Source organism: Methanococcus voltae PS (assembly GCF_024807035.1).
Classification (GTDB): domain Archaea; phylum AGJL01; class Methanococci; order Methanococcales; family Methanococcaceae; genus Methanococcus; species Methanococcus voltae.
Genome location: NZ_JANUCQ010000001.1, coordinates 30,505 through 42,984, shown reverse-complemented (window position 1 = coordinate 42,984; position 12,480 = coordinate 30,505). Strand labels below are relative to the sequence as shown.

The window sequence follows — 12,480 nt, the reverse complement described above, 5'->3', positions numbered from 1 at the left end:
ATAAATAAGAATATTTAAATTTATTAATATTACTTAGGTATTTTACCGAAAGTATCGCCCCTAAGTCCAGTTCTTAGTGTTTCTAAGGAAATTACATCGTCAAAAGCTATATTTCCTAAATTTACACTATTTCCAAATCTTTCTATAAATTCAACCTGTTGATTTTTAAGTGGAGCTTCAAAAATCAATTTTTTAAAATCAATATCTGAATTTACGATTTGTTCAAGGTCATCTTGTTTTAAATTGCCCTTTTCATCGTATAACCCAATTGATTTACCGCCTTCACGACCTTCTAAAATGACAAAATCAGAACCTGCTTCAATTTCAAGTTTTAAATCTGCTATTTTTTTAGAAATTGGGATTTTTGCATCTTCTTCGATGCTTTTTTTACCGATTTCAGATAATACAATGAATCCATATTCTTTTGCTTTTTTAATGCATTCGCATTTTAAATCAAAATCGATTTCCATTGAACCGTCCGAAATTTCGACGCATTCAAAACCCAAATTATTACAATAATCTAAAAATTCTAAAAATTTACCCTCTTTAAGAGCATATTCAAATAATGTGCCACCAGGGTATGGCTTAACACCATATTTTTTGTATATTTCTATTTTTTCCTTCAAAATTTCCTCTGATTGAACTGCAGAGGTTCCCCAACCGAATTTAGCACATGTTATATAGTTTGCAAAAACTTTCATACTATGTTCTACATATTCAGGACTTTGACCTTTGTCTATTATCATTGTTAATCCATTATGTACTGGTATTTTTAAAAATGAAAAAGATTGCATAATATTACCACCCAAATAAGTAATTTTTATATATAAAATACTTAAATTTTTAATATTTAAAAATTAATTGTATTATATTAAAATATTATGTAGGAGAATATGTAAAGAATTCTATATTAATATATAATACCCTTATAAGAAAAATATTTTCGCATATATATCGTAAGATACTATATTATTTTCTAATATGGATAACTGGTATATCATCAAATAAATAGTTTACTGTTAAAAATTAAAATAATAACAATATTATAGTAGTAATACATAAATTAAAAAAACAATATTATGAAAATTTATCGTGAATAGGTAACATGTATTGAATTAAAAAGGAGTTGGTTTTGTGAAAATTACGAGAATGCACGGCGCAGGCGGTAAAGTAATGCAAAATTTAATAGGGGATGTAATATTAGGTAGCTTATCAACCACTCAGGTTAATGGCGGTATTGGGCTTCAAGATTTAGACGATGGTTCTACAATTCCTATAGGGGATAATGAAATTGTTTTTACGGTTGATGGCCATACTGTAGACCCAATATTTTTTAAAGGCGGGGATATTGGTAGAATTTCAGTTTGTGGTACTGTCAATGACCTTTCGGTTATGGGTGCAAAACCTTTAGCTCTTTCTATGTCTTTTGTGTTACCAGAAGGTTTTGACATAGAACAATTAAAAGAAATAATGGCTTCAATAAACCTTGCATGTGAAGAAGCTGGCGTAGCAGTAATTACAGGGGATACAAAGGTTTCAAATGTTTCAGACATCATCATTTCATCTGCAGGGATAGGTATTGTTGAAAAAGGAAAAGCAATCAGAGATAAAGGTATGAAAGAAGGAGATTCCATAATTGTAACTGGAAACCTTGCAGAACATGGTTTAACAATCCTTTTAAGTAGAGAAGGTTTTGACATGGAATCAGACCTAAAATCAGATGTTGCACCAGTTAATGGTTTAATTCAGTCGGTATTATCCTCAGGAATAACAATTAATGCGATGAAAGACCCTACAAGAGGGGGGCTTGCAGACTCATTGAATGAAATGGCTGAAAAAAGCGGTTTAGGCGTTACATTGCAGGAAGACAAAATACCATTAAGTGAAGAAGTTAAATTTATATCTGAAGCTCTAGGTATTGACCCATTAACTGTTGCAAATGAAGGAAAAGTTGTTATGGCAATACCTAAAAAAGACGCAGAAAAAGCACTGGAAATTATCAAAGAACATCCATTAGGTAAAAATGCGCAAATTGTTGGTGATGTAACTTCGGAACACAAAGGCGTAATTATGGAAACTTTAGTAGGTAAAAGAGTTGTTGATACCCCAATTGGAGACCCAATCCCTAGAGTTTGCTAATATAATTACTAAATATTATTGCATATAATAACTTTTTTAATTCTATTTTATATATTTTATATATTTTATACCATATTCGGTTTTAATATCAATATCGTATCAAATAATTCTATTCTTTTAAGAATATTTAATTATGTTATTTATGTCTCAAAAGACCTGAATAATTTTATATATAATAGTATAGTTTATTGATTATTAGAGATTGAATGCTAAAAATTCAATTAAATAAGTATAAACATAAAATACAAATTATTTATAAATTATATATTAATTGGTGTCATAATGGTAACTAACAACGAAATATTGGAACAATTACAAAAATATAGGTATTTAGACTTAAAATACGAAACAGGGAATATATTTGGGTCCATGTGTACAAAACCCCATCCAATGACTTTAGAAATAATAAAAATGTTTTATGAAACTAATTTGGGAGACCCTGGGTTATTTAAAGGAACCAAAATGTTAGAAGAAGAATCTATATCTATAATTGGTAAATTACTAAATAATCCCGAAGCTTTTGGATATATCATTTCGGGAGGTACTGAAGCTAACATAACAGCTATGCGTTTGTTTAATAATATGTCCAAATCTAACGTAAATAGTACCAATAATACCGATAAAATTGTAAAGTCATCAAATATAATAATACCCGAAACAGCCCATTTTTCATTTGATAAATCAAAAGATATGATGAATTTGAACTTAATAAGACCTCCTTTAACAGAATACTATACATCCGATGTAAAATGGATTAAAGACTATGTTGAGGATACAATATCTAAAAAAGGAGAAAATTATGTTTCGGGTATTGTGGGAATTGCGGGATGTACCGAATTAGGAACTATAGATAATATAAACGAATTATCCAAAATAGGGTACGAAAATGGTATACCATTACATGTAGATGCGGCATTTGGTGGCTTTGTGATACCATTCTTAGAAGATAAATATAAACTCAAAAATTATAATTACGATTTCGACTTTAAACTTGAAGGCGTAACAACAATTACAATTGACCCCCATAAAATGGGTTTGTCTCCAATATCTGCAGGAGGAATAATTTTTAGAAATAAAAACTACAAGACTTATTTGGATATTGAAGCACCTTACCTAACAGAAACGTTACAAGCCACCATATTGGGTACACGTACTGGTGTAGGGGCTGCTACCACTTGGGGATTATTAAACTTATTAGGTAAGGAGGGATACGCCAAAATAACAAATGAATGTATGGAAAAAACTGCTTATCTAACTAGAAAATTAAAGGAAAATGGTTTTGAAACTGTTATTGAACCCGTTTTAAATATTGTAGCAATTAAAGACGAAAATGCAAAAGAAACCTGTAATAAGTTAAAGGAAAAAGGAATTTATGTTTCAGTTTGTAGATGTACTAATGCGCTTAGAATTGTAATTATGCCCCATTTAGAATTTGAACATCTTGATAATTTGATAAATAATCTTTGTGATGTAAATAAAAAATAAAATTAAGTTAAAAAGAATAAAAATTAAAAAATAAAAGTTAATAATTAAAATTAAAAGCTAAAAAGTAAAAAACTAATAAAAAATTACTATTTATCGATATATGCAAATAAATATATAAATAGTATACTACATAATAATAAAATAATTTAAATATACATTAATAAATAATATCAATAACAATATTAAAATAGCCTTAAAATAAAAATATATCAATGTTGGTGAATTTATGAAGATTTACATGGATGGAAAATTCGTAAATAAAGAAGATGCCAAAGTTTCAGTATATGACCATGGTTTATTATACGGAGATGGGGTATTTGAAGGTATAAGAGCTTACGAAGGTGTTGTATTTAAATTAACAGAACACGTTGATAGATTGTATGAATCAGCTGCATCTTTAGATATTAAAATTGATATAAGTAGAGAAGAAATGTCTAAAGTAGTAATAGAAACGTTAAAAGTAAATAAATTAAATGATGCGTACATAAGGCTCGTAGTTACTAGAGGGGTAGGTGACTTAGGTCTAGACCCAAGAAAATGTTCAAAACCTACCATATTCTGTATTGCAGAACCTATGAATCCTTTATTGGGTGACCAAGGTATAAAAACTATTGTTTCTGGAATCAGAAGGTTACCTGTCGATGTTTTAAATCCTGCTGTTAAGTCATTAAATTACTTAAATAGTATCCTTGCGAAAATACAAGCTAACGCCGCAGGCGTTCATGAAGCTTTCTTATTAGATAAAAATGGATATGTTGCAGAAGGAACTGGAGACAACGTATTTGTAGTTAAAAAAGGAGTTATAAGAACACCTCCTGTATCAACAAGTGTATTAAGAGGTATTACAAGAGATACTGCAATAGAGTTAGCAAAAGAAGCAGGATATACAATTTTAGAGGAAAACTTAACAATTCACGATTTATATACTGCAGACGAATTATTTATTACAGGTACCGCTGCCGAATTAATTCACGTTGTAGAGATTGACGGTAGAATCATCAACAATGGTGAAGCTGGAGAAATTACAAAAGATTTGTTAAACAGATTTATACAAATCAGAGGAAAAATTGGCGATAAAATAGAATAAACTAGAATGAAATAAATTATCAATAAATATCTTAAAATAAATTATTTTTTACTATTTTTAATAGATTGTATTATATTACAAAATAGTATCTTACAAGTTAAACTAATAATATTGTATGAAATTAAAAAATTAGCTCTTTTCTGAATATTAAAAATAGATTTTAAAAAAATTAAAAGAATTATTTTACATTATTTAGAGTTTAAAGGGTAGTTTGGCGCTTCATTTGTAATTAAAACGTCATGAGGGTGACTTTCTTTTTGTCCGCTTTGTGTTATTATCACAAATCTAGCTTTTTCATGCATTTCTTCAATGTTTTCAGAACCACAGTATCCCATTGAGGACCTTAAGCCACCTGCAATTTGGAACAATATATCGCTAACTGAACCTTTGTAAGGTACTGCACCTTCAATTCCTTCTGGAACTAACTTAGTGTGTTTCATGTGTGCTCCATCACTTTTTTGGAAGTATCTGTCTGCAACGTTTCCAGAACTGCCACACATTGCGCCTAATGAACCCATTCCTCTATATTGTTTGTATTTTCTACCATTGATTGTTATTAATTGCCCCGGTGCTTCTTCAGTACCTGCTAAAAGACTTCCCAACATAACTGCGGAAGCTCCTGCAGCTATTGCTTTTGCAACATCCCCACTGTATTTAATACCACCGTCAGCTATTACTGGTACCCCGTATTTTTTTGCAACGTCTGCAATTTCAGCTATTGCTGTTAATTGAGGCACCCCAACTCCTGCAACAACTCTTGTTGTACAGATTGAACCTGGTCCAATACCTACTTTAATAGCATCTGCACCAGCTTTAATTAAATCTTCTGCAGCTTCTTTGGTAGCAATATTACCAACGAATAATTTAACCTTTGTACCATTTAATAATTCTTTAAATTTCTTAACATTCTCAACTACAGCCATATTGTGAGCATGTGCACAATCAATTGCTATAACATCCACTTTTGCTTCAATTAATGCTTTTGCTCTTCCAAAATCATTTGGACCACAAGCTGCAGCAACCAATAAATTTCCTTCTTTATCCCTAACTGCTTCAGGATATTTTCTTCTCTTTAATATATCTCTTAAGGTAACCATTCCGATTAATATATTAGTTTCTTTTTCCAAAATAGGCATTCTTTCGATTTTATTCTCATATAATCGGTTTAATATTTCTTCGTAAGGCGTATCTTCATGTGCATGCAATACATCCTTAGTCATGACATCTTTTACTTTTAAATTCATATCTGGTATGAATTTTAAATCTCTTGTTGTAATGATGCCCAAAAGAGTCTTATTATTGTCCACTACTGGAAGTCCGCTGATTTCATTTTCGTACATTATCATTTCAGCGTCTGAAACAGTTAATTCTGGTGATACCGTAAAAACTTCTCTAACCACTAAATTTTCAGCCCTTTTAACAGCGCTTACTTGCTTTACTTGCTCTTCAATGGTCATATTTCTGTGAATTACTGCCATTCCCCCTCTTCTAGCTAAAGCGATAGCCATTTCTTTTTCTGAAACTGTATCCATAGCTGCAGAAATTACAGGTACGTTTAAGTTAACCCCTGATAAATTGGTACTTAAACTAGTACTTTTTGGCTCTACATATGATTTATTAGGTATTAATAAAACATCATCAAATGTATATGCTTTTTTAGCATTGTTTATTTTATCTGAAAACAAATTATCACCATGTATCCTTTTTCATATATTGAATGAATTAGTATATAAATACTTTGGATAACATAATATCTTTACCAAAAATCGATTACAAGTTTTTTTAGTAAATTATTTTAAACAATTATTTGGTTTTAGCCTTATTATATCTTAATATGATTTATGATTTTAAAAATATATAAATTAAATAATAAAGTAATGGTAAAAATAGAGAAAATATAATATAAAATTAGATAAATTAGATAAATTAGATGAAAAATTATTAATGAGATGATACTATCAAAAATGATGAACTTTCAAAAATATCTAAAGAATTACTATCGGGGGCTAAAATGTTAAGTAAACATTGTAAAACCTGTAATTTCCCACTATTTCAAAAAAATGGAATAGAGTATTGTCCAAATTGTAAAGATGATACATCCGATATAGTAAGTAAAAACGAATTAAATTCTTTAAATTTAAAAAATATAAATCATAATAAGGTAATTGAAGATAAAATAAGTTTTTTGTGTAATTTACTTGAAAAAGAAACTGATTTAGATAAAATTTACAAAATTAGCAATTTAATATCTGAATTATTGGAACTTTCCCAGAAATTGAATGATTTTCAAAAAATAGAAATTAAAAAATAGAAATTAAAAAATGTAATGTAAAAGCCATAAAAATTATTTTAAAATATATAAATAGATTATGTATTATTAAATATAATATTTGCAGAATTTTCCAACCCTACATACCCACCTATACCATCTAAAAGCATCTGTACAGCTATTGCCATGAGCATTAAACCCATTAATTTCGTAAGTACGTTAAAACCAACTTTTCCAAGCTTTTTTTCCAAATCTTTTGAAAATCTAAGTATAATATATGAAATTACAATACACATTATTAAAGCCATTGTTAGGTACATAATATGTATATAGCTACTAGATTGTGCAGTTAACGCTATCATGGTACTTATGGCACCAGGGCCTGCATATAATGGTATTGTAAGAGGAACTACGGAAATATCATCTACTTCATAACATTGCTCGGGTAAATCGGATTTTAACGCCTTCTGTTTTGTAGAATTGCCGGTTATAATCTCCAAAGCTACAATGAAGACTAAAACTCCCCCTGTTATACGTATTGCAGGTATGGATACGCCAAAAAATGCTATTACATATTTTCCCAATAGCCCAGATACTAATAATATCAAAAATGCAGCAATCATTGATTTTTGGATTATCTTAATTTTCTCAGACTCCGAATAACCACTAGTTAATGATAAAAACGGAGGAATCACGCCAAAAGGATTTAATATGGCAAATAATGAAGAAAATAATATAAAAACCATCTGAAAGTCAACTATCATAAATATACACCACGGATATTATTGAATTATAAGATTAGTACCTATGGGCAATCATATATTTAAATATATGGGATACCTGTTAAAATTAAAAAATGATACATTCGCGGACGAAATAAAAGTAAAATAAAAATAAGATAGAAATAAGATAATTAAATTATTAAATTAAAGATATAAGTTATTAAATCAATTTATAACCTGTATTATTACCTTTTGAAACAATTATTTCCCCATCCAATCCTTCTTTATCAAAAAATTCTTTGGATTGTTCCATAATTTCTTTTTTATCGCCTAATGAGTATATAGTAGGCCCAAAACTTGATAACCCACTGTATGAAGTATTTTGCAAGTGTTTAAGTAGATTTTTCAATGTAGAATTTTGCAATTGAACTTCTGCACCTTTAAAACCCAAACCCTGTATTTCGTTTATACATTCTCCAAAAGACTCCATATTATTTTCAATAACTGCTGGCATCATCTTCATAAGTACGAGCCTACAGAATCTATTTACATAATCTTCAGGGACAGGACAATATTTTTTAAAGATATCTACTTCCTTTTTATCAGATACTTGTTCTTCAGTTGGAATTTTAGGTATTGTTAAGACTACTTCCCAGTTAAAATCATGTCTAAATAGTAAAGGAGCTGGCTTAACATTTTTTGATGCGGATGATGGCCTATAATCTGTTTTTTCACCAGATTTTCCAAAACTGTGTCCTCCATCTACTATAAAACCTCCAAATTCAAATCCGGAAACTCCAATACCTGATGTACCCCCCCTTCCAGTTAATTTTGCAATGGAATAAGCATCCAAATCATATCCGTAAATCGAAGAGGTTAATTTACCAGTTGATAATGAAACCTGCGTTCCACTACCTAATCCAGTATGTGCAGGAATTACGTCATTTACTTTTAAATAAACTCCTTCCTGACCGATTTCCTTTAAAACATTTTTTGAAGAGTGGTATATCCTGTCATGTAATGATTTTAAATCTTCTTCAGGGGTATTATTAATTATAGAGTTACTAAATTGTATCTCTATTTCATTACTTTCTTTTCCGGAAATTTCACAATTGGGATGGTCTAAAGTAGCACCTATACCGCCGTCAATTCGTCCAACACTACCATTCATATCTATAAGTCCCATATGTATCCTACAAGGGGATATTATTTTCATAATAATCTACTCCATTATTAAAATACCATTCACAGTAGATGTAGCATTTAGATATTTTTTTGTCAAATTATACAAGTTATAAAGTTATAAAAATTTTGGATTATTTTACTATATTAAAATTACGATATAATAATACTATTTTATTATATTAATTCTTCCATTAAGTCTCCTCTTGTAATTATACCTTCCAAAATACCATTATTTACAATAGGTAACCTATTTATTTTTTTATCCGCCATCAAAGTTGCTGCGTCAGATACTGAAGAATCTACAGTTATATAGATAACATCAGTAGTCATAATCTCTGAAACTTTGGTTTTTAAAGCTTCATTTATTTCTTTTCTATATTCATCCATCTTAAATATTGTCTTTAAAGGTAATTCGACTAAATCCAAAGGTGAAGGAGCTATTAAGTTTATATCGCTATCCTGAACAACCAAAGCTCTTATAACATCACTTTCAGAAACAATTCCTACCAAATAATTGTCATTATCCAATACCGGAACTCCACTTATTTTATGGGTTCTCAGTAATTTTATTAAATCATATATCTCATCGTCTTGTTTAATTGAAATAGGTTTCTTCATGATTTCTTTTATAGTCATTTCTATCAACCGCCGATATAATAATTTAATACAAATTTAATAATATACTACAAAACTAATATTAATAATAAGAAATAATGTAATTTTAAAAATTTTATCGTTCCTTAATATGTTTAATCCATAAATTTATATATTTAATAATATACTTAACATATTAACTTTTGATATATAATATAATATGATATACTTTTTAACCCATATTTTATATATCTTAGCCCATATTTATATTGTGCATATTTAATCCACCAAAAAGTAAAGATGGGAATATTAAAATTACAAGTAATTATACAATTTAATTTGTCAAAATGAATTTAATAATTAATTTACACGTGATAACCATGATTAAAATTAATAACGGACAGAACGAATGTGAAATACATTTAATAGGTACTGCACACGTTTCGGATAAAAGTATAGAAGATGTATCAAAAGCCGTTAAGGAAATAAATCCCGATATTATCGCTATAGAACTTGATCAGAATAGATTTTTCAAAATGTTTCAAGAACGTAAAGGCACCATCTTTTCAAAAAATTTAAATGGGAACAAAATATCCTCAATATATGTGGTACAGGAATTAGAAACTTTAAACGTAGCTAATAAATCAGATGATAATCTTGATACTAAAAATATTGATAATTTAGAAGACTTAAAAAAAGAAAATAGCAAAAAGCACGTTATGCTATTAGAATTATCCAACGCGGAAGACTTAGCAGTTGAAGAAAAAAAATTAATGATTCTAGCAGATAATCAAGGTAGAGTAAATTCTTTATCTTATTTAATACCTAAAAGTAACGAAGAATTGGAAGAATTGGAAGATACTGAAAATCGAATTGAAAATGAATCAGAAATAGAAAATAAAATTGAATATAATTTAATGCCTTTAAATTTGAATAATTACCACATAATAAGATTACCATTAGAAGATAAACCTATGGACTTGATGACGGCCATAAAACATAATAAAATAAGTCAGTACTTACTACATAATGTATTAGCAGACTTTCAAAAGACCATTGGTGAAAAATTTAACATAAAACCAGGTAGTGAAATGAAAGAGGCTATATCATTGAGTATAGATAGTCAAAAACCGCTTTTGCTAATGGATAGACCCATCGATATTACACTATCAAGATTAATAAGTAGTATGAGTTTAAAAGATAAAATAAAACTTTTTACAGACCTATACGGTGGAGATAGTGAAGAAATAGAACTTGATAAGGAAACTATTGACGAAATGATAGGAAGCGCTGATGAATTAATCGAAATATTAAAAGATGCGTCACCAACATTTTATACAGTATTAGTTGATGAAAGAGACAAATATATGGCGAAAAATCTATATGATTATAGTTTTGGAAGAAATAAAATAGTTGCAATAATCGGAGCAGGTCATAAAAAAGGTATTACAAATTATTTAAGAGATTTAGAAAATAAAAAAACCATAGATTTATCCGAAATAATGGAAAATAAAAAAAAAGATTCATTAATTAAAAAAATATTCAAATGGATACTAAAATTGATACCTTTCGTAATATTGGCCATTATAATCTACGGATTTTACGTTGCATCCTCAAATCCAGAGCTATTACAACAATTAACGATAGAATGGGTATTAATAAATGGAATCCTATCTTCGTTGGGGGTAGTTATTGCTAGAGGCAAACCAATAACTGCGATTGTTGCATTTATAGCCGCCCCATTAACTTCATTATGTCCTTTTATAGGTGCGGGATGGGTTGCAGGCGCTATGGAATTAAAATACAGACCTATATCACTTAATGATATACAAAATATGTTTAAAGTAGATAGTATAAGTCAATTACTTGAAATAAATACTATGAAAATTTTGATGGTTGCAGCATTGGCAAATTTAGGAAGTACTATCGGCACATTGTACTTTTCAGCAAGATTTTTGGGAGTTTAATCTTTAAATCTCAAATTATCCTTTATTTTATTTTTAATTTAATTATTAAAGTTTATAATTTATTTTAATTTCATGTTTTATTGTTTTATAGTATTTTAGCTTAACCAATTTAGTAATTATTATCATATTTGTTGAAACTCAAAAGATTATTATATATATAAAATACACTTTATCTTATTATAAATATAATTGATAGTTTTAAACGGTGAATTTAATTATGAATTGGAAAGGGCATGTTACATTGGGCATTATTATGGGATTACCATTTATATCATCACCAGAACAGATTTTTTTAGTTGTTGCGGGTGCTTTATACCCTGATTTAGATCATGATGTAAAATCTGAAATCGTTAATAGAGGGTTATATATTGCAGGGGGCTTTTTAGCATTGCTAGTATTAAGCTATTTGTTTAAACCAGCATTTTTTAATTTAGATTACTTTATAGCGGCGATATTAACCGCTTTAATTTATGCAGTACCTTATTATGCAGACCATCGAGGATTAACACATACTTTCATAGCCATGATACTTGGCTCTCTAGCTTTAGGATATATTATACTCAAATTATCCATATTATCTCCAATAATAGCATGTATTATTGCACTAATTATGGTAACAAACGATAAACTATTAGCAAAAACCATATCTATTGCAGTTGCGAGCTGGATAGTATTTTATTTTTTAATACCTCCAGTTTTAAATTTACAGGGCCTATCTCATTTCGCCGTTCCCATATTTGTGGGATATTTATCCCATATAGTTGGCGATTGTGTAACACCAATGGGTTGTAAGGCACTTTATCCTTTAAAACGTACATTAAGGAGACCTGAAGCCTTAATTATGGGAGTATTTTGGCTTTTAGCGGTTATATATGTACATAGATTTTTATAAAGAATATTAGAATATAAATTCAAATCAGTACTTTATTAAATAACAAATTACAAATATTCTTAAGAAGAAATTATATAATTAATTAAAACGCAAACGCATATCATAAATAGATTATAATCGTAAAAAATGAAATAGGGGTG

The 12,480-nt window shown here is 28.9% G+C and carries 11 protein-coding genes; 6 read left to right on the top strand and 5 right to left on the bottom strand.

Annotation, left to right across the window (positions count from 1 at the left end; genetic code table 11):
- Positions 1 to 29 precede the first annotated feature (29 nt).
- Positions 30 to 794, bottom strand: a complete 765-nt coding sequence (comA, locus tag M2325_RS00195) for a phosphosulfolactate synthase (protein WP_209590032.1) — start codon at positions 792 to 794, stop codon at positions 30 to 32.
- A 340-nt stretch (positions 795 to 1,134) separates the two neighbouring features.
- Here comA and hypE point away from each other — a divergent pair, with 340 nt between their 5' ends.
- The 3 genes from hypE to ilvE all read left to right on the top strand — a co-directional run bounded on the left by hypE (position 1,135) and on the right by ilvE (position 4,711).
- Positions 1,135 to 2,139: a hydrogenase expression/formation protein HypE gene (gene hypE / locus M2325_RS00190; protein WP_259050486.1), complete on the top strand. Its 1,005-nt coding sequence runs from the start codon at positions 1,135 to 1,137 to the stop codon at positions 2,137 to 2,139.
- A 282-nt stretch (positions 2,140 to 2,421) separates the two neighbouring features.
- The gene (gene mfnA / locus M2325_RS00185; RefSeq protein WP_259050485.1) at positions 2,422 to 3,624 is read left to right on the top strand and encodes a tyrosine decarboxylase MfnA; all 1,203 of its coding nucleotides are present in this window, start codon (positions 2,422 to 2,424) and stop codon (positions 3,622 to 3,624) included.
- A gap of 226 nt (positions 3,625 to 3,850) precedes the next feature.
- Positions 3,851 to 4,711: a branched-chain-amino-acid transaminase gene (gene ilvE / locus M2325_RS00180; protein ID WP_209590029.1), complete on the top strand. Its 861-nt coding sequence runs from the start codon at positions 3,851 to 3,853 to the stop codon at positions 4,709 to 4,711.
- A 188-nt stretch (positions 4,712 to 4,899) separates the two neighbouring features.
- On the opposite strand, the gene guaB is transcribed toward ilvE, so the two are convergent.
- A complete protein-coding gene (gene guaB / locus M2325_RS00175; RefSeq protein WP_259050483.1) occupies positions 4,900 to 6,396 on the bottom strand; it encodes an IMP dehydrogenase in 1,497 nt (498 codons plus the stop codon).
- Positions 6,397 to 6,668: 272 nt separating this feature from the next.
- Here guaB and M2325_RS00170 point away from each other — a divergent pair, with 272 nt between their 5' ends.
- Positions 6,669 to 7,022 (top strand): Sjogren's syndrome/scleroderma autoantigen 1 family protein, encoded by a 354-nt coding sequence (locus M2325_RS00170; protein WP_310572589.1) that lies wholly within the window; start codon positions 6,669 to 6,671, stop codon positions 7,020 to 7,022.
- A 56-nt stretch (positions 7,023 to 7,078) separates the two neighbouring features.
- Here M2325_RS00170 and M2325_RS00165 read toward each other — a convergent pair whose 3' ends face one another.
- From M2325_RS00165 to M2325_RS00155, 3 genes are all read right to left on the bottom strand, one after another.
- On the bottom strand, positions 7,079 to 7,744 hold the full coding sequence (locus M2325_RS00165; RefSeq protein ID WP_209590026.1) for a MarC family protein: 666 nt from the start codon (positions 7,742 to 7,744) through the stop codon (positions 7,079 to 7,081).
- A gap of 178 nt (positions 7,745 to 7,922) precedes the next feature.
- Complete coding sequence (locus M2325_RS00160) at positions 7,923 to 8,918, bottom strand: beta-ribofuranosylaminobenzene 5'-phosphate synthase (RefSeq protein ID WP_209590025.1); 996 nt, start codon at positions 8,916 to 8,918, stop codon at positions 7,923 to 7,925.
- Positions 8,919 to 9,061: 143 nt separating this feature from the next.
- The gene (locus M2325_RS00155; RefSeq protein WP_209590024.1) at positions 9,062 to 9,523 is read right to left on the bottom strand and encodes a CBS domain-containing protein; all 462 of its coding nucleotides are present in this window, start codon (positions 9,521 to 9,523) and stop codon (positions 9,062 to 9,064) included.
- 338 nt (positions 9,524 to 9,861) lie between these two features.
- Between M2325_RS00155 and M2325_RS00150 the strand changes: the two genes are divergently transcribed.
- Together M2325_RS00150 and M2325_RS00145 are read left to right on the top strand one after the other, a co-directional pair.
- Positions 9,862 to 11,448 carry a TraB/GumN family protein gene (locus M2325_RS00150; RefSeq protein WP_245314765.1) on the top strand — a complete coding sequence of 529 codons (1,587 nt, stop codon included), beginning with the start codon at positions 9,862 to 9,864 and terminating at the stop codon, positions 11,446 to 11,448.
- A gap of 217 nt (positions 11,449 to 11,665) precedes the next feature.
- Entirely contained in the window at positions 11,666 to 12,340 is a 675-nt protein-coding gene (locus M2325_RS00145; RefSeq protein ID WP_209590022.1) for a metal-dependent hydrolase, read from the top strand.
- Positions 12,341 to 12,480: the final 140 nt, after the last annotated feature.